The sequence below is a fragment of the Acinetobacter pecorum genome (genome assembly GCF_014837015.1).
Taxonomy (GTDB): domain Bacteria; phylum Pseudomonadota; class Gammaproteobacteria; order Pseudomonadales; family Moraxellaceae; genus Acinetobacter; species Acinetobacter pecorum.
Map to the genome: position 1 here is coordinate 198,565 of NZ_JACSPT010000002.1, position 18,238 is coordinate 216,802.

An 18,238-nucleotide genomic window follows, 5' to 3' on the forward strand; every position below is an offset into this window, starting at 1 on the left:
TATTCGCTTTGTAAATGTATATTTTTTTGATGATTTTTCAAACCAGATGGCGATTAAAGTGCTAACAAATAATGAATAGTAATATTGTTTTATTTTACCAAACAGAAACCTAAGCAGGGATTGAGTAATTCCAATTTACCCTCATAATAAATCAAATCTATATCCGCAGCGAAGTCAGCGAAAGCTATGAGTGATAAAAAGCCCTTTGAATTAGTGACCAGTTATCAACCAGCAGGCGATCAGCCACAGGCCATTGAAAAACTTGTCAAAGGCATTGAACAGGGTTTTCATGATCAGCTTTTACTGGGGGTTACCGGGTCTGGTAAAACCTATACCATGGCCAATGTCATTGCACAGACCCAGCGTCCGACCATAGTCATGGCGCATAACAAAACTTTGGCTGCGCAGCTTTACGGCGAATTTAAAGCGTTCTTCCCCAATAACGCCGTTGAGTATTTTGTCAGTTATTATGATTATTATCAGCCGGAAGCCTATGTGCCATCTTCAGATACTTTTATCGAGAAAGATGCCGCAATTAATGACCATATTGACCAGATGCGCCTTTCCGCAACCCGTTCACTCCTAGAGCGTCGTGATGCGATTATTGTCGCATCGGTATCTGCGATTTATGGTTTGGGTGATCCGAATGCCTATATGAGCATGTTGTTGCATGTGGTGGAAGGTGACCGCATTGGCCGTGATGATATTATTCGCCGTCTGGTTGAAATGCAGTATTCGCGTAACGAACTGGAATTCCTGCGCGGTACTTATCGTATTCGCGGCGAAATTATTGATATTTTTCCGGCTGAATCCGATCAGGATGCGATCCGGATTGAACTGTTTGATGATGAAGTTGACTCTATTCGCTGGTTTGATCCGCTGACGGGGAAAATGGTTCGTAAAGTACCTCGCGTAACCATTTATCCTAAAAGCCACTATGTGACGCCAAAAGACAATTTGTCCCGTGCCATCGAAACCATTCGGGAAGAACTTAAAGAGCGCCTGGTGTTCTTCCGGGAAAATGACAAACTGCTGGAAGCCCAGCGCATCGAGCAGCGCACACGCTATGATCTGGAAATGATGCAGCAACTGGGTTATACCAACGGCATTGAAAACTATTCACGGCATTTGTCGGGCCGTCCTGCGGGTGAAGCGCCACCGACCTTGTTCGATTATATTCCTGATGATGCCTTGCTGATTATTGATGAGTCACATGTGACGGTGCCGCAGATTGGCGCCATGTATAAGGGTGACCATTCGCGTAAAGAAAATCTGGTGAATTACGGGTTCCGTTTGCCAAGCGCGCTGGATAACCGGCCGATGAAATTTGAGGAATGGGAACGGATTGTGCCGACGACTGTTTATGTCAGCGCAACGCCCGCACGTTACGAGCTGGAAAAATCCCAGCAGATTGTCGAACAGGTGGTACGTCCGACCGGTCTGATCGATCCGGAAATTGAAATTCGTCCAGTTTTGACACAGGTCGATGATGTGCTTTCAGAAATTAATTTGCGTAAAGATATTAATGAGCGGGTACTGGTCACAACCTTGACCAAGCGCATGGCCGAAGATTTGACTTCGTATTTGAAAGAATATGGGATTAAGGTCGCCTATTTACACTCGGATATCGATACTGTTGAACGGGTAAAAATCATTCATGAGCTGCGTACTGGGGTTCATGACGTGCTTGTCGGAATTAACCTGTTGCGTGAAGGTCTGGATATGCCGGAAGTATCATTAGTGGCGATTCTGGATGCAGATAAAGAAGGATTTTTGCGTTCTGAGCGCTCTCTCATTCAGACCATTGGCCGCGCTGCGCGTAACCTGAAAGGTAAGGCGATTCTGTATGCTGACCGTATTACTGATTCAATGCAGAAAGCGATTGATGAAACGGACCGTCGTCGTGCCAAGCAGATTCAGTTTAATGAAGAGCATGGTATTACGCCACGTAGTGCAGTGCGTCAGGTGATCAAGGAAATTGATACGGGTGAAATATTGGATGATGAATCCATTGAATTACACGTATCAGATCAGGCACGGGCGATCAGTGCCGATGAGCGACATATCATGGCAGATCCGAAACTGTTTGCGAAACATATTAACAAACTGGAAAAAGAGATGCTGAAAGCTTCCAAAGAGCTGCAATTTGAGCAGGCCGCACGTATGCGTGATGAAATTTTACGCTTGAAAGCCCAGATGTTTGATTGAGTGGTTTAGTATTTAATTATATTTAAATGATGTAAAATCAATCACAAAGCAAACACAATGTAACAAATTAAGGGCTGTGATAAAGCTATTGTAGGAACAGAATTTTTTAAATAAATATTTTGTGAACATGCAATAGGTATCTTTATGACAACTCAAAAATCTTCACGTACCGGATTAAAGCTGGCAAAAATTGCGGTGGGTAGCGCGGTTCTTCTCGGTTTGGGCGCCGCTACTATGGCTTATGCGAAAGACGAGCCATTACCGACCATTGAGAAAGTTGAACTGGACCGTTATTTGGGGACATGGTACGAAGTAGCACGCAAACCGCTGTACTTTCAAAATAAGTGTGATCGTGACGTCACAGCGACTTATACTTTAAATGAAAATGGCAATATTGTGGTGGATAACCGCTGCATTAAAAAAGATGGTGGACAAACCCAATCACTGGGTGAGGCATTTGTGCAGAATCCACCACAGAATACCAAGTTGAAAGTCAGTTTCTTGCCAGACTTTATTCGCTGGATTCCGGTCGCCCGTGGTGATTACTGGGTTTTAAAACTGGATGAGAACTATCAGACTGTTCTGGTGGGCGAGCCTAAACGTAAATACATGTGGATACTTTCACGTAATCCACAACTTGATAAAAACGTAGTGAATGAATATTTGCAATATGCACAGTCGGTGGGCTATGACCTGAGTGATGTGATTTATACCAAGCAAACTCAAAGATAAGTTTAGCGTTTTTATGTAAACCATGCTTAGGCATGGTTTTTTATGCTGTGTGAAAACATAATATCTAATTTTAAATGGAGACCTTTTTATATAAGTGAATTATCAAGCTTTCTATTATGCTAGTCGCTATAATGCAAACGAATCAAAGTAGAGTTTGACTATGTATAAAGGCATTGCGTTATCTGTATTGGCCTCCGTGGTTTTTGGAGTGCTCTATATATTTACGCCCTTTTTACAGCCTTTAGACAGTGAACAGACCTTTGCCTGGCGTATGCTGGCGACCTTGCCATTTCTGACTGCATTTATGTGGTGGTCAGGGGACCTGAAACATATCAGCAGTATCTTTAAGCGGGTATTACGACAGCCTTCATTTTTGATCTGGTTGCTGATTAGTTCGCTGTTATGTACCACACAATTGTGGTTGTTTTTATGGGGGCCTATTAATGGGCGTGGTCTCGAAGTTTCGCTCGGCTATTTTCTCCTGCCTCTGGTAATGGTGTTATTCGGCTGTGTGCTCTACAAAGAAAAATTATCATCTTTCCAGATGGCCGCTGTTGCATTGGCAGTATTGGGAGTAGGGCATGAAATCTGGCGAATTGGTTCAATCGCATGGGAAACAGTCTATGTTGCTTTAGCTTACCCAATTTACTTCTTTATGCGGCGTAAATTCGCTACCGATCACCTGGGTGGATTCTGGTGGGATTTATTTCTGATTTTGCCTGTTGCGTTTTATCTTGGCTTTATTTATAGCAACTCTTTGCCATTAATATTCAGTCATTATCACTTGATATTGGCAGTGCTTGGATTAGGCTTTTTAAGTGCGCTCGGTTTAGGCAGTTATATCTTGGCCAGTCGATATTTGCCTTTTGTGATTTTTGGGCTATTGAGCTATCTGGAACCGGTATTGCTGGCTTTTGCTTCAATGGCACTTGGTGAGCGCGTGGAATCAGGTGAATGGTTGACTTATATCCCAATCTGGTTGGCTGTCTTTGTGCTGGTGGTGGAAGGAATCTTGCATTTACTTAGACAACGTAAACAGCAATTGGCCCTTAAGAAAAATCTGGAAAACTATAAAGATCGACTTCAATCTTAAAATTAAGAAGAGATCGCATGAATAAACAACATTTAACAAATTTATGCTTGTGATTAAAAAACAGCTATCTTTAAAATTTTTGGATGCAAAATCATTCAGCTAATTACAATTATTTTTAAAATTTATAGTGAATATACGTTAAAAACTGCCCGTCATAATGAGCTTTTGATTCAAACTTGCCGCCAATTCCATTACAATTGTCGGGTTTAGAAATTTATGCCTAGATTTACAATTAATTAGAGGACGTATCTGTGAGCAAAGACACTATCGTTGCCCTACATGCAGAGCACCAAGGTCGCTGGAAAAACCGTGAAGAACTTGCGGAACGTATGATTGCCCTTGTGGGTCAGTTATATCGTGAAAAAAATATTGTAGCTACAGTTTATGGTCGCTCTTTAATTAACCGTTCTGTGATTCAGATTCTGAAAGCACACCGCCGTACTCGCGTACTAGACGTTGAACTTTCTGTTGTAGACACTTTCCCAATCCTTGAAGCATTGGCGAAAATTGACAACATCGGTACTGCTGAAGTCGATCTAGGCAAACTTGCTGTTGAGTTCAAAGCAAAAGGTGGTGATGTTAACGCATTCGTTGCTGACGCTGTGAAATCTCTTGAAGGCAATCCAACTTCTGTTGAAGGTAGAGATGTGGTTCTTTACGGTTTCGGTCGTATTGGTCGTATCCTTGCACGTTTGATGATCAGCCAGTCAGGTCTAGGCCGTGGCTTGAACCTGAAAGCAATTGTCGTTCGTAAATCGTCTGATGGTGACCTCGAAAAACGTGCGTCTTTATTGCGTCGTGATTCAATCCACGGTCCATTCGCGGGTACGATTTCTGTTGATGAAGAAAACGAAGCAATTATTGCTAACGGTCAGTTCATCAAAGTGATCTATGCATCAAGCCCATCTGAAGTAGACTACACTGCATATGGTATCGAAAATGCGCTAGTTATCGACAATACAGGTAAATGGCGTGATGCGGAAGGCCTTGCTCAGCATCTGAAATGTCCAGGCGCTGCCCGTGTTATTCTGACTGCACCGGGTAAAGGTGACATGAAGAATGTGGTATTTGGTGTGAACCAGGCTGACATTCTGGATGAAGACAAAATCATCTCTGCAGCAAGCTGTACTACAAATGCGATCACTCCAACATTAAAAGTGTTAAACGACAAATACACAGTGATTAATGGTCATGTTGAAACAGTTCACTCGTTCACGAACGACCAGAACCTGATCGACAACTATCATAAAGCTGACCGTCGTGGCCGTGCTGCTACACTGAACATGGTCATTACTGAAACTGGTGCAGCGAAAGCAGTTGCTAAGGCGCTTCCAGCTCTTCAAGGTAAACTGACAGGTAACTCTGTACGTGTACCTACACCAAACGTATCATTGGCGATTCTTAACCTTACCTTGGGTCAGGATGTTGATCGTGATGAAGTGAACGAATACATTCGTCAGATTTCAATCGGATCTAGCCTGCAAGGTCAAATCGGCTATACCAACTCAACTGAAGTGGTATCTTCTGACTTTATCGGTTCACGTACTGCAGGTGTATTTGACGCGCAAGCGACTATCACTTCAGGTAACCGTTTAACTTGCTACGTTTGGTACGATAATGAAGTAGGTTATAGCTGTCAGGTACTTCGTATTGCTGAACAGATGGGCGGCGTAAGCTATCCTAAAATTCCTGCTGAGACTAATGCATAATTAGTTTTTAGCTAAAAAAAGAGCCTCATTTGAGGCTCTTTTTTTTATACGTGATCAAAAAGAGGTAAGTGAAGATTTAACTGTCGTTTCAATTGGAGTGGTAGGACGCTTCAGTAAATTTTCTAAATCTTTACTCTCACTGAAAAATGCACCACGAGTTGCTTCAACATCTGCCTCCACCATTGTCTCAGCTAAGCTTTCAGGTAGTCCTGCCTGTAGAAGCATTTGTTTGTAGTTTTCAGCACTCAAGTTCTTATAAATGACAGTTTTCGAGCTAATTTCAGAAATCGTTTTGGTCAAAGTGTCAAAAGTAAATGCTTTAGAACTCGCCAATTCATATGTTCTATTGTCATGATCTGAACCAAGCAGGACGTTTGCTGCAGCTTCTGCATAATCCTCACGTGGAGCAGCGCTGATAAGGGCATCCTGAGCCGCACCATAGAAAATACCTGAGTCAATCGTGTGTTGAATGTTGGCTAGGTAGTTCTCGATATACCAGTTGTTTCTTAATAAGGTATATTTTAGGCCACTATCATGGATAAATTGTTCTGTTTCACGATGTTCCTGTGCAAGACTAAGCCGGGAGGTATCTGCACGCAATAAACTGGTATAGGCGATATAGGGAACTTTAGCCGCAACAGCAGCATCGATTACCGCTTTGTGCTGCGGGGTCCGTCGACCAATTTCACTGGCAGAGATTAAAAGTAATTTATCGACTCCCTGAAGGGCAGGTTGAAGAGATTCGATTTGATCATAATCAAAATGGCGGACTTCGATTCCTTGGTTTTGAAATGATTCAGCTTTTTCTACATTACGCACTAAGGCAACTATATTGTTTGCAGATGTTTGATGAAGTAGGTGTTGAATAACCAGATGACCGAGATGACCCGTTGCGCCAGTAATTGCAATTTTCATTTTTTATTCTCGCTTTTTTTGATGAATAAATATTAATCTGATAACTTACTCAATTTAAGCCCATATTAAAAAGTAAGCTTATTACTAGAAGGGAAGATTTTTATGTCTGCTTATGAAACCAGTAAATTATTGGGGCAAGTTTTATCTACTGATTGCCCTTCTCGAGAAATATTAGAGCATATCGCCAATAAGTGGTCTGTTTTAGTTTTGCGCTGTCTCAGTGAAGGGGTGCATCGTTTTAGCGAGTTGAAACAGCGAATCGAAGGGGTGAGTGAAAAGATGCTCTCCCAGACTTTAAAAATGCTGGAGCAGGATGGTTTTATTTTAAGAACTGTTTATCCGGTCGTGCCGCCGAAAGTAGAATATCAGTTGACGATTACCGGTTCACAAGCAGCTGAAAAAATTATGTACTTAATTGGCTGGATTGAGAAAAGTCTGCCAGATATTGTGGAGAATAAAGCGCGCGTAGCAAAATAGGCTGAATTGCTTCTGGGGTGAGCAAGGACAGGAATAAGTCAGAAAATCTGGTTGCTACTTTGTTTGCAGTGTACGCGATCATTTTAGTTTTATGCATTGCGATTTATGCAATCTTTAAACTTTTAAAAGTTGATATTACTTTAGCAACCAATCTCTTGCTTTGGTCTGCAGCGATCTTTGCACCTGTTGCAGTATTGATGACATATAACAGTTGGCGAGAGCAGAAAGGGAGTGAGGTTGTAGCGATCTTAGCTAAAGATATAACCACTGACATATTGGAATTAAGAGCACTTAATAATGAAATATTTAGCGGTGTTTGTGTAAGCAATATCAGCTTCGAAAAGAGTCAGAAAAATGTTAATGAATTTCATGATTTAAGAATACAAATCAAGAAATCTATTATTCTTTTAAATGAATATTTGAAAAATGAAAATTTGTATAAAATCACTAAAATTTTTAATCAGCAGACGCAAGAACGTAATGTTGAGTATTGGGATATTTTACACAAGAATTCTAATAAATATGCTAGAGAAACGGTTAAAAAATCTCAGATAGGATTTGATCCTATACTAGAGCAACTTATTAATTACACCTTATATAAGTAAGAATTATATAATTTTTAATTTTCAAAACAAGGAAATCAGACTTGTTGAATAAAATTCAGAGCAAGGTGAACGATCTTCATTGATTGTGTCATAAATATAGTCGAGAAATTCTTTAAAATATGGCAGAATATGGGGTTTTAAAGTTTTTAGAGGATTGGCAATATGCGCTTTGTTGATGAAGCAGTCATTACCGTAGAGGCTGGCGACGGTGGCAATGGCGTAGCCAGTTTTCGCCGTGAAAAATTCGTACCATTTGGTGGTCCAGATGGTGGTGATGGTGGTCGTGGCGGCAGCATTTATATTCAGGCTGACGACGACACCAGTACGCTAGTTGATTATCGTTATACACGTAAATTCCGTGCAGAACGAGCAAAAAATGGCCGTGGGGCGAACTGTGCTGGTCGTGGCGGTGAAGATACCGTATTAAAAGTTCCGGTAGGAACAACAATTGTAGATGTAGAGTCTGGTGACATTATTGGCGACTTGATCGAAGATGGTCAACGCGTGAAAGTTGCGGCAGGCGGTGAGGGTGGTTTAGGTAATACCCACTTTAAATCATCGACCAACCGTTCACCACGTAAGTGTACGCATGGTCAAAAAGGTGAATTCCGTGAAATCCGTCTAGAGCTTAAAGTTCTGGCCGATGTCGGCTTGCTGGGTATGCCAAATGCGGGTAAGTCAACCTTCATTCGTGCAGTCTCGGCTGCAAAACCAAAAGTGGCAGATTATCCATTTACTACTATGGTGCCAAACCTGGGTGTGGTCGATGCCGACAGTCATCGTTCATTCGTGATGGCGGATATTCCAGGTCTGATCGAAGGCGCATCTGAAGGTGCAGGTCTTGGGATTCGCTTCCTGAAGCACTTGGCGCGTACCCGTATCCTGTTGCACATCGTTGATGTACAACCGATTGATGGCTCAGATCCGGCACATAATGCCAAAGCAATTATGAAAGAGCTAAAAAACTTCTCCCCAACGCTTTCAAAACTACCGATCGTATTGGTGCTGAACAAAGTCGATCAGTTGGCTGAGGAAACACGTGAAGAATGGTGTACTCATATTCTTGAAGAATTGCAGTGGGAAGGGCCGGTTTTTGAAACTTCTGGCTTAACGGCTGAAGGCACCAAAGACGTAGTTTACTACCTGATGGATCAGATCGAAGAGCAGCGTGAACGCGAAACTGAAGATCCAGAATATGCAGCAGAAATGAAAGCATTCCGTGATCAGCTTGAAGCTGAAACACGTGAACAAACCATCGCTGCAAAAGAAGCGTATCGTGAGATGCGTCGTCAGCAACGTCTTGCCGGTATTCTAGGCGATGACGAAGATGATGAAGATGGCGATGATGATAGTGATGTGGAAGTGTACTACGTACGCTAATCTCTGAGAGAAGAGTCTGAGGACAAGATGATAGAAGTGGTAGATGGGCAACGTCAGCTCAAGGGTTGTAAACGAATCGTTGTTAAAATCGGATCATCTTTACTCACAGCAAACGGACAAGGTCTAGATTTAGATGCCATCTCGCACTGGGCGGGACAAATCGCAAATCTACACAATGCAGGACACGAGATTATTCTGGTGTCTTCCGGTGCTGTGGCTGAAGGTATGGTGCGAATGAAACTTGAGAATCGACCCACCGATCTACCCAGTCTTCAGGCTTGTGCTGCCATCGGTCAGATGGGCCTGATTCATACTTGGTCAAGCGTACTTGAGAAACACAAGATTCAAACTGCTCAAGTACTATTGACTCATGATGATCTGGCAGATCGTCGTCGCTATCTCAACTCATGTGATGCCTTGCAGCACCTGATTGAATGGCGTGTGATTCCGGTGATCAATGAGAATGACACGGTTTCTACTGACGAAATCCGTTTTGGTGATAACGACACACTTGCTGCCATGGTGGCTGGTCAGGTACATGCAGATCTTCTGATTATCTTAACGGATCAGGAAGGAATGTTTGACTCAGATCCACGGTCTAATCCGGATGCCAAACTGTTTCATACCGTACGTGCGATGGATGAAAGCCTGTTTGATATGGCAGGTGGGGGAGGTAAATTTGGTCGTGGCGGTATGCTGACCAAAGTTCGTGCTGCACGTCTGGCGGCAAAATCGGGTTGTCCAACCTTAATTGCAAGCGGTGACAGTGATGGTGTTCTATCACGTCTGATGGCGGGCGAGATGTTGGGAACTTTGTTTGTGACTGACAAAGACCGTATGACCGCGCACCAGCAATGGTTGGCAGCACACCTGCAGACTGCAGGTCGGTTGGTGATTGATGATGGTGCAGTGAAAGCTATCAAAGACAATCATCGCAGCTTGTTGCCTGTCGGTGTAAAAGCAGTTGAAGGGCACTTCGAACGTGGCGATGTGGTGGAATGTGTCGATCGACAAGGTCATCGCATTGCTGTAGGGCGTGTCAATTTTAGTTCGCGTTCTGCGGAAATCGTTAAAGGTTTGGCCTCAGATAAGGTTCATCAGGTTTTAGGTGAAGCACGTTCTTTAGAGATGATTCATCGCAATCATATGGCAATCTACTAAGTTATTCGGATTTAAGTTAAGAGATACACAAAATCCCGCCTTCGAGCGGGATTTTTGTCATTGAAGCTTATTTAATCCACCCCATCCGGATCAATGGCGCAAACAGCGATAGATGAATATTTAAAATAAAGCGCATGAGTTTATCCTGATATTTCCACCACAATGGTAATCCAGCTAAATTTACTGTTATTGCCATCAGGAATGCACCCAGCATATCAATCGGAAAATGTACACCGACATAAACACGCGACCACGCTACCAGCCAAGCGGTCCAGATTAGAATTCGTCCCAAGTCTCGCTGCGGTGAAAAATAATAGGCGAAGGCAATCCCGCTAAAAATACTCATATGGTTGCTGGGAAAAGAACCAGTCGGCGCATGTTCAAGCAGGGTGCGACCAACATCCATCACAAACGGGCGTGGGGTATTGAGTACCGTAGACAATACTTCACTCATTAATAAGGTAATAGCTGTAAAGATGAAGGCTTTGATAATCCCTGTTTTTACTTCGTAACTGCCACGGAACCAGGCAATAGCAAAAATCAGCAGAAAAAGATAAACCAGATCGTGCGCAATCAGGGAGGCATAGTTGATCATCCAGATCGAGGCTTGATCAGGTACATTAAGAAGATGAAACAGGGAAAGGTTCAGTTGATCAAGAGACATGAGTAGAAAGGGCTGGTGCAAATGTCCGTTACTGTAAACCGGTCAAACCTCAATTCCTACCCGAGTTTGTATGAATTTGTAGCTTCGCTTTTTAAAGAATATTCACATGATAAAAAACCACCCAAAAGGGTGGTTCTTAAAAATACGAATAATATAATGAAGTTTTATTTAAACTGAATCGAGCCATTGGCACTAACAGTCATTTGCGATTCACCTGCCGCAACGGCCTGCTCTGGAACCATATCAGACGAAGCTGATTTCATCATGGCCATACGCGGTACGGGCTGTGGTGCATAGTTATTGGTATTGATGTTCAAGTTTACCAGTTGATAACCCGGTTTGTTCCAGGTCTGGGTGAGTGCTTGGGCGCGTTGCTGGAAGTTTTTAGTCGCTTCAATCATCAGTTCACTTTCAACTTTTTTGCGCTTTTCATCTGATACCTTGAAATTAATTGACTCGGTCTGGAAATTTTGCTGCAATTCTGCAATGAGCTGCGAAGCCGCTTTAAAATCTTTTGATTCTAGGCGAATCTGGGCACGACCACGCCACTCTTTTAATTTACGGTTATCATTGTCATAAATAGGGTAAGTACTTTGTGTACCTGTTTCGATTTTCACAGTAGGATATTTGCGTGCTGTAGCAATCGCCTGACTCATGAGCTGGTTGATTTGGGTGGCCAGTTCAGCCGGCTGTTTGTTGGATTTTTCAATATAAAGTACGGCATGCATTTCATCATTTGAAATTTCACGACTGGCCTCTGCTGAAAGATTAACAATATTATAATTCATGGATTCGGCAGGAGCTGCAAATGCGCCTGTGGCGAGTGTGCTGGCAAGGATAAAACTGGTAAGTGCTAAGAGACGCATGAAATTGTCCTGTTATTCTTAAAATTGGCCATCTAAGCCGTTAAAGAAATATTAATTCTCAATTGTGATCTTTTTACGAAATATTTGTGGTAAGAGTGTTAATTTTTCTTTCATTTTAACTTATTATTTAATCTATATTTATTGTTAATAATTAATTGTTTAATAATAAATTTTAAAATTTATTTTCTGAATATTAGCTGTGCTACAAAAAAGCATAAAAGAACAGGCTTTCCTTTCTGCTATCAGGCTGTAAGATGATGATTCAGGGGATGGATTGGCACGATGTTTTTTTTCGATAAAGATTAGGACAAAATGTGACTGAAAGTTATTTATTTTCCTGAAAAATTCGGTATCATCCGCCTCCTAGTTATTCGAATACAAAACTGCTAGCTAGAACCTTATAAAGCGCCGAGTCAAAGGACCAAACGTCACCAGACTTATTTCTTTCACCCATATCAGAGATGGTAATTCGATATGAGCGTTACTTCTGTAAACCCTGCCACCAATTCCACAAACGAATACTACTTGACTCGCCAAAGTCAGATGGAATCGAATGTGCGTAGTTATCCACGTAAATTACCGTTAGCGATAGCGAAAGCACAAGGTTGCTGGGTTACCGATGTTGAAGGTACTGAGTACCTTGATTGTTTAGCTGGGGCAGGGACGTTGGCATTAGGCCATAATCATCCTGCAGTCATTCAAAGCATCCAGGATACGATTGCAAGCGGTCTACCATTGCATACCCTGGATCTTACTACTCCTTTAAAAGATGCTTTTACTGAAGCACTTCTTTCTTATCTTCCAGGTGGTCAAGAAGAGTACTGCTTGCAGTTCTGCGGTCCATCCGGTGCAGATGCAACAGAAGCTGCAATCAAACTCGCGAAAACCTTTACCGGTCGTAGCTCTGTAATCAGCTTCTCTGGCGGTTATCACGGTATGACTCACGGTGCATTGGCAATGACAGGTAACCTGTCTGCGAAAAATGCAGTGAACGGTTTAATGCCAGGCGTGCAATTTATGCCGTATCCGCATGAATACCGTTGCCCATTGGGTCTTGGCGGTGAAGCCGGTGTAGATGCCCTGACTTACTACTTTGAAAACTTCATTGAGGATGTCGAAAGCGGCGTGACCAAACCTGCAGCTGTAATCCTCGAAGCGATTCAGGGTGAAGGCGGTGTGGTGACTGCGCCAGTAAAATGGTTGCAAAAAATCCGTGAGGTGACTGAAAAGCACAACATCGTGTTGATTCTTGATGAAGTACAGGCAGGCTTTGCGCGTTCAGGCAAGATGTTTGCATTCGAACATGCCGGCATTGAGCCTGATGTTGTAGTGATGTCTAAAGCCGTGGGTGGTAGCCTGCCACTTGCGGTTCTAGGTATTAAACGCAAGTTTGATGCATGGCAGCCTGCCGGACATACCGGTACTTTCCGTGGCAACCAGTTGGCTATGGGTACGGGTCTTGCGACAATCAATACGATTAAAGAGCAGAACCTGGCGCAAAATGCACAAGAGCGCGGTGATTATCTACAGTCTGCATTAAAAGAGTTAGCCAATGAATTTCCATGTATTGGCAACGTGCGTGGCCGTGGTCTGATGATCGGGGTTGAGATTGTTGACGAGCGTAAACCAGCGGATCATATGGGCTCTTTGCCTGCTGATGGTCAATTGGCCGCAGCAATTCAGACCGCTTGTTTCAACAACAAACTGTTACTTGAAAAAGGTGGTCGTAACGGTACGGTAATCCGTTTACTTTGCCCACTGATCATCACTCAAACAGAATGTGAAGAAGTTATTGTCCGCTTCAAGAGAGCGGTTGCTGAAGCTCTGATAGCAGTTCGAGGCGTATAATTCATGGTAGATTTTGCAGAACATCGTAAAGCGTTACTCTGCAATGATGCTGCATCCATTGCTGACTATGAGTCAGCAATGGAACAGGCGACCAAAGCGGTTGCAGCATGGTTGCAAGACGACAAAATGTACCCAGGCGGTAGCATTAAGGAATTGCGTAGCGCAATTTCTTTCAAGCCTTCTCAAGAAGGTATGGGCCTCCAGAAGTCTTTAGAGCGTATGGTTGAGCTATTCCTCAACAAAAGCCTGAAAGTACATCATCCGCATTCTCTAGCGCATTTGCACTGTCCTACCATGGTGGCAAGCCAGATTGCAGAAGTGCTGATTAATGCAACTAACCAGTCAATGGACTCTTGGGATCAAAGCCCAGCGGGTTCTTTGATGGAAGTTCAGTTAATCGACTGGTTGCGTCAAAAAGTGGGTTATGGTTCAGGTCAGGCAGGGGTATTTACTTCTGGTGGTACACAATCGAACCTGATGGGTGTATTGCTGGCACGTGATGCCTGCATCGCAAAAAACTGGAAAGACGAAAACGGCAATCCGTGGTCTGTTCAGCGTGATGGTATTCCTGCGGATGCAATGCGCAACGTCAAAGTCATCTGTTCTGAAAATGCACATTTCTCTGTGCAAAAGAACATGGCCATGATGGGCATGGGCTTCCAGTCTGTTGTAACTGTTCCTGTGAATGAAAATGCACAGATGGACGTAGATGCACTAGAAAAAACCATGGCGCACCTTCAGTCTGAAGGTAAAATCGTGGCATGTGTGGTTGCGACTGCAGGTACAACGGATGCGGGTGCGATTGATCCGCTGAAACAGATTCGTGAAATCACTAATAAATATGGCGCGTGGATGCATATCGATGCGGCATGGGGTGGTGCGCTGATCCTGTCGAATGAATATCGTTCAATGCTAGATGGTATTGAATTATCTGATTCGATCACGCTTGATTTTCATAAGCATTACTTCCAGACCATTTCTTGTGGCGCGTTCCTGCTGAAAGATGAGGCGAATTATCGTTTCATGCATTATGAAGCTGAGTATCTGAACTCCGCTTATGATGAAGAGCATGGCGTTCCAAACCTGGTATCGAAGTCTCTGCAAACGACTCGTCGTTTTGACGCGTTGAAATTGTGGATGACCGTTGAAGCACTTGGTGAAGAGTTATATGGTTCAATGATTGACCATGGCGTAAAATTGACGCGTGAAGTGGCAGACTATATCAAGGCAACTGATGGTCTGGAACTTCTGGTCGAGCCGCAATTTGCATCAGTTCTGTTCCGTGTAGTTCCAGCAGCTTATCCAGCAGAATTTTTGGATGCCCTGAACCAGAACGTAGCAGACGAATTGTTTGCGCGTGGTGAAGCGAACATTGGTGTGACGAAAGTGGGACAGGTTCAGTCTCTGAAAATGACCACTTTAAGCCCGGTTGCAACGCTTGATAACGTGAAGAACTTGCTGGCATTGGTGCTTGCAGAAGCGGATCGAATCAAGGATTCAATCGCTGATGGCACTTATACGCCACCCATTGCATAAGTGATTGTGGTGTGAAAAAAGGAGATCGAAAGATCTCCTTTTTTTATAATTAAATTTTAGTTTTAGAGGCCAGGATCAAACTAGCCTCAATATATAAATATACCTTTTAAGTCTTTGCTGCGTGTTTTTCAAAATAATAAGCTATTCAAAATAAAATGGAAAACTCGGAAATATGGAGCAAAATATACAAGAAAAATCACTCATCAAAACGGTGATTGATCAAAGAATTTCTAAGTATCAGTGGATGGTCATTGCACTTTGTTTTCTGATTGCATTATTTGATGGTTTTGACACCCAAGCTGTTGCATTTACTGCACCCGCCTTGCTAGTACACTTTGACTTAGAAACAGGTGCATTAGCACCGATTTTAACTGCAGGTATCGTCGGAATGACGATAGGTGCAATGCTCTTAGGACTAGTAGGGGATAAATTAGGACGTCGAAAAACATTAATCATATGTACGGCCATTTTTTCTCTAGCAACTATATTTATTGCGTATGTGACGAGTGTTGATCAAATATTAGTATTGAGATTTATTGCTGGATTGGGGATGGGTGGAGCGACACCTGTGTTGCTTGCATTGGCTGCCGAATATTCTCCGCAACGTTTCAAAGGCACAGTTACTACAGGCGTTTTGTTAGCCTTGCCAGCAGGGGCAATGTTAGGTGGCTTACTGGCTGCCAAGATTTTGCCAGTGCTAGGTTGGCAAGGGATCTATTTGATTGGCGGTGGATTCCCGTTGCTATTGCTGTTTGTCATGTATTTCTTGTTGCCTGAATCTTTGGAATATTTAGCGCAAAACAATAAAAGTTCCTCTTTGAGATCAATTCAAAAAATTCTCAATAAAATTTCTCCGGGGATTGGCGAGATTAAAGTCAAAGACCTACTTCAGCCAAATAAGACACAACAACAAAAAGCCAAGTTGGCGATCTTGTTTCAAAATAATTTGGCTCGTACTACCATTGGCGTATGGGGTACTTATTTCTTTAACTGGATTGCGTGGTTTATGTTGTTATCGTGGTTGCCGACTGTATTGAAACAGGCAGGATTGGCACCGGAAAATGCGCCTTATGCATCCGTTACAGTAAATGCTGCCTTTATCTTATTTGCCTTGCCATTAGCTTATTGGCTACCTAAAGTAAATACAGCTAAAATTCTCACTTTTATGCTAATTACAGGATTGGTGATCGTCGCTGGTTTAGGTTTATTTATTGAAAGTAATCAGTGGGGCTATATCTTCGCTTTGATTGCATTGGCAGGATTTGGAATTGGCGGTCAGCAGTTGGCTTTGAATTACCTGGTGGTCGCTGCATATCCAACTCAAGTTCGAGCAACTGCCACAGGGTGGGCAATTGGAATGGGCCGTATGGGTGCAATTTTAGGATCAGCCATTGGCGGAATTGTACTCACGCAATATGGTGTTTCAGGTTATTTTTATGCGCTTGGCGTACCTCTATTATTGGCTCTCTGCTGTGTCTTCCTGATTAAATATCGCATTCCAAAGGTTCAGGTAGATGCATAATATTTTTGTATAAAATTAGATTGAAATTCTGTATTTAAATAAAAAGGAGATCGAAATGATCTCCTTTTTTTATGGGCTTTAAAAAAACAAAAAAGGTCATTTCCCAGATCAAAATTCACCACAAAAATCCAGAAGGTCTGAATCCCGTTTAGCCTGTTATTTATTTGTCATAGGCTTATGTAAAACTGAGGAGCAGGATTTATCTTGGGTTCGGGTTTATAAAAAATGTTACATGTCATCGGTCTAAATTTTTTATTGAACTGAATGATATAAAGAACTTAATCATTGAAATCCATAAAAATTTAATCAAGAAAAAACCGCTAGATTAAAAATCACTAAATCGTAATAAAGCTGTAACTTATCTGTCATATTCTAAAATCAAAATGCAGGTATCGAAAGAAGTACAAAACTGAATAAAAAGTGGTGTACTCCAAATTTGCATAAATGAGAGAGATACTAGAATGCGCTTTACAAATTTAGCTTTAGCATTAGCAGTAACCGGGGCAGCTGCTGTAACGACTGCACATGCAGCTCGTGACACCATTCAAATTGCAGGTTCTTCAACTGTACTTCCATATGCCAGTATCGTGGCAGAAGAATTCGGTAATACTTTTCCACAGTTTAAAACACCAGTCGTCGGTTCTGGCGGTTCTTCAGGCGGTTTAAAGCAGTTCTGTAATGGTGTAGGGGATAATACCATTGATATCGCAAACTCTTCTCGTCAAATCAAAAGTACTGAACTGGCAGAATGTAAAAAGAATGGCGTTAATCAGGTATTAGAAATCAAAATCGGTTACGACGGTATTGTATTTGCATCAAATGCCAACAAAGCTGCTTATAAACTGCGTCCACAGCATGTCTTCGCTGCACTTGCTGCAGAGCTTCCATCCAATGGAAAAATGGTTGCTAACCCTTATACGCGTTGGAACCAGATTGATAAAAACCTGCCGAATGAACCGATCACACTGGTAATCCCGGCTTCGAATCATGGTACGCGCGAAGTCTTCCAGGAGAAAATGGTGGATGCAGGTTGTGAAACGTACGCTGCAATTAAGTCTCTAGACAAAGATGCCAAGAAAAAAGCCTGTTCTACATTCCGTAAAGATGGCCGTGTAGTTGAAATTGCCGGTGACTATACCGAAACATTGGCACGTTTGAAAACTTCTCCAAGTGCGGTGGGTGTGTTTGGTTTAGGTTTCTATGACCAGAATCGTGACCGTCTGCGTGTTGCGACGGTGAACAATGTAGCACCTTCTGAAAAGACCATTTTAAATGGTGCTTATCCGGTATCCCGCCCACTGTTCTTCTACGTTAAAGGTGAACACTTAAAATCAATCAAAGGCTTACCGCAGTTTACTGAATACTTCCTGAACAAAAAAGTGTCTGGCAAAGGCTCTAAGCTGGAAAAAGCAGGTCTGATTTCAATGTCTGATAAAGAACGTGCAGCAGTTCTGGCAAATTTCAAGGCGGGTAAAGTGGTTGTAGTGAAGTAATCACTGATTTTGAAAATGCTGGTGGTAGG

15 protein-coding genes are annotated in these 18,238 nt (G+C 42.6%); 12 read left to right on the plus strand and 3 right to left on the minus strand.

What is annotated here, in order from left to right; translation table 11 throughout:
* Positions 1–186 precede the first annotated feature (186 nt).
* The 4 genes from uvrB to H9629_RS02515 all read left to right on the plus strand — a co-directional run bounded on the left by uvrB (position 187) and on the right by H9629_RS02515 (position 5,742).
* A complete protein-coding gene (gene uvrB, locus H9629_RS02500; protein ID WP_191730475.1) occupies positions 187–2,208 on the plus strand; it encodes an excinuclease ABC subunit UvrB in 2,022 nt (673 codons plus the stop codon).
* 144 nt (positions 2,209–2,352) lie between these two features.
* On the plus strand, positions 2,353–2,940 hold the full coding sequence (locus H9629_RS02505) for a lipocalin family protein (RefSeq protein WP_064101399.1): 588 nt from the start codon (positions 2,353–2,355) through the stop codon (positions 2,938–2,940).
* Positions 2,941–3,100: 160 nt separating this feature from the next.
* A complete protein-coding gene (gene rarD, locus H9629_RS02510) occupies positions 3,101–4,033 on the plus strand; it encodes an EamA family transporter RarD (RefSeq protein WP_191730476.1) in 933 nt (310 codons plus the stop codon).
* Positions 4,034–4,284: 251 nt separating this feature from the next.
* A complete protein-coding gene (locus H9629_RS02515; protein ID WP_064095500.1) occupies positions 4,285–5,742 on the plus strand; it encodes a glyceraldehyde-3-phosphate dehydrogenase in 1,458 nt (485 codons plus the stop codon).
* Positions 5,743–5,796: 54 nt separating this feature from the next.
* On the opposite strand, the gene H9629_RS02520 is transcribed toward H9629_RS02515, so the two are convergent.
* Entirely contained in the window at positions 5,797–6,657 is an 861-nt protein-coding gene (locus tag H9629_RS02520; RefSeq protein ID WP_064101397.1) for an SDR family oxidoreductase, read from the minus strand.
* 102 nt (positions 6,658–6,759) lie between these two features.
* Here H9629_RS02520 and H9629_RS02525 point away from each other — a divergent pair, with 102 nt between their 5' ends.
* From H9629_RS02525 to proB, 4 genes are all read left to right on the plus strand, one after another.
* On the plus strand, positions 6,760–7,134 hold the full coding sequence (locus H9629_RS02525; protein ID WP_064095498.1) for a winged helix-turn-helix transcriptional regulator: 375 nt from the start codon (positions 6,760–6,762) through the stop codon (positions 7,132–7,134).
* A 59-nt stretch (positions 7,135–7,193) separates the two neighbouring features.
* Positions 7,194–7,739, plus strand: a complete 546-nt coding sequence (locus H9629_RS15315; RefSeq protein WP_225215694.1) for a hypothetical protein — start codon at positions 7,194–7,196, stop codon at positions 7,737–7,739.
* Between the two features lie 162 nt (positions 7,740–7,901).
* Entirely contained in the window at positions 7,902–9,119 is a 1,218-nt protein-coding gene (cgtA, locus tag H9629_RS02535; protein WP_064095497.1) for an Obg family GTPase CgtA, read from the plus strand.
* A 27-nt stretch (positions 9,120–9,146) separates the two neighbouring features.
* Complete coding sequence (proB, locus tag H9629_RS02540) at positions 9,147–10,280, plus strand: glutamate 5-kinase (RefSeq protein WP_064101396.1); 1,134 nt, start codon at positions 9,147–9,149, stop codon at positions 10,278–10,280.
* A 67-nt stretch (positions 10,281–10,347) separates the two neighbouring features.
* Here the strand turns inward: proB and H9629_RS02545 are convergent, their stop codons facing one another.
* Both H9629_RS02545 and H9629_RS02550 read right to left on the minus strand, forming a co-directional pair.
* Positions 10,348–10,944 (minus strand): phosphatase PAP2 family protein, encoded by a 597-nt coding sequence (locus tag H9629_RS02545; RefSeq protein ID WP_144724504.1) that lies wholly within the window; start codon positions 10,942–10,944, stop codon positions 10,348–10,350.
* A 164-nt stretch (positions 10,945–11,108) separates the two neighbouring features.
* On the minus strand, positions 11,109–11,810 hold the full coding sequence (locus H9629_RS02550; RefSeq protein ID WP_191730477.1) for an SIMPL domain-containing protein: 702 nt from the start codon (positions 11,808–11,810) through the stop codon (positions 11,109–11,111).
* A 474-nt stretch (positions 11,811–12,284) separates the two neighbouring features.
* Between H9629_RS02550 and H9629_RS02555 the strand changes: the two genes are divergently transcribed.
* The 4 genes from H9629_RS02555 to H9629_RS02570 all read left to right on the plus strand — a co-directional run bounded on the left by H9629_RS02555 (position 12,285) and on the right by H9629_RS02570 (position 18,209).
* Positions 12,285–13,658: a diaminobutyrate--2-oxoglutarate transaminase gene (locus H9629_RS02555; RefSeq protein WP_064095493.1), complete on the plus strand. Its 1,374-nt coding sequence runs from the start codon at positions 12,285–12,287 to the stop codon at positions 13,656–13,658.
* Between the two features lie 3 nt (positions 13,659–13,661).
* Entirely contained in the window at positions 13,662–15,194 is a 1,533-nt protein-coding gene (locus H9629_RS02560) for a pyridoxal phosphate-dependent decarboxylase family protein (RefSeq protein ID WP_064101393.1), read from the plus strand.
* A 172-nt stretch (positions 15,195–15,366) separates the two neighbouring features.
* A complete protein-coding gene (locus H9629_RS02565; RefSeq protein ID WP_064095491.1) occupies positions 15,367–16,716 on the plus strand; it encodes an MFS transporter in 1,350 nt (449 codons plus the stop codon).
* Positions 16,717–17,177: 461 nt separating this feature from the next.
* Positions 17,178–18,209, plus strand: a complete 1,032-nt coding sequence (locus H9629_RS02570; protein WP_064095490.1) for a substrate-binding domain-containing protein — start codon at positions 17,178–17,180, stop codon at positions 18,207–18,209.
* Positions 18,210–18,238: the final 29 nt, after the last annotated feature.

Bases quoted from the DNA above. Each gene is read 5' to 3' on its own strand.
- uvrB (WP_191730475.1), top strand. From the start codon at position 187: ATGAGTGATAAAAAGCCCTTTGAATTAGTGACCAGTTATCAACCAGCA.
- H9629_RS02505 (WP_064101399.1), top strand. From the start codon at position 2,353: ATGACAACTCAAAAATCTTCACGTACCGGATTAAAGCTGGCAAAAATT.
- rarD (WP_191730476.1), top strand. From the start codon at position 3,101: ATGTATAAAGGCATTGCGTTATCTGTATTGGCCTCCGTGGTTTTTGGA.
- H9629_RS02520 (WP_064101397.1), bottom strand. From the start codon at position 6,657: ATGAAAATTGCAATTACTGGCGCAACGGGTCATCTCGGTCATCTGGTT.
- H9629_RS02525 (WP_064095498.1), top strand. From the start codon at position 6,760: ATGTCTGCTTATGAAACCAGTAAATTATTGGGGCAAGTTTTATCTACT.
- cgtA (WP_064095497.1), top strand. From the start codon at position 7,902: ATGCGCTTTGTTGATGAAGCAGTCATTACCGTAGAGGCTGGCGACGGT.
- proB (WP_064101396.1), top strand. From the start codon at position 9,147: ATGATAGAAGTGGTAGATGGGCAACGTCAGCTCAAGGGTTGTAAACGA.
- H9629_RS02545 (WP_144724504.1), bottom strand. From the start codon at position 10,944: ATGTCTCTTGATCAACTGAACCTTTCCCTGTTTCATCTTCTTAATGTA.
- H9629_RS02550 (WP_191730477.1), bottom strand. From the start codon at position 11,810: ATGCGTCTCTTAGCACTTACCAGTTTTATCCTTGCCAGCACACTCGCC.
- H9629_RS02555 (WP_064095493.1), top strand. From the start codon at position 12,285: ATGAGCGTTACTTCTGTAAACCCTGCCACCAATTCCACAAACGAATAC.
- H9629_RS02560 (WP_064101393.1), top strand. From the start codon at position 13,662: ATGGTAGATTTTGCAGAACATCGTAAAGCGTTACTCTGCAATGATGCT.
- H9629_RS02565 (WP_064095491.1), top strand. From the start codon at position 15,367: ATGGAGCAAAATATACAAGAAAAATCACTCATCAAAACGGTGATTGAT.
- H9629_RS02570 (WP_064095490.1), top strand. From the start codon at position 17,178: ATGCGCTTTACAAATTTAGCTTTAGCATTAGCAGTAACCGGGGCAGCT.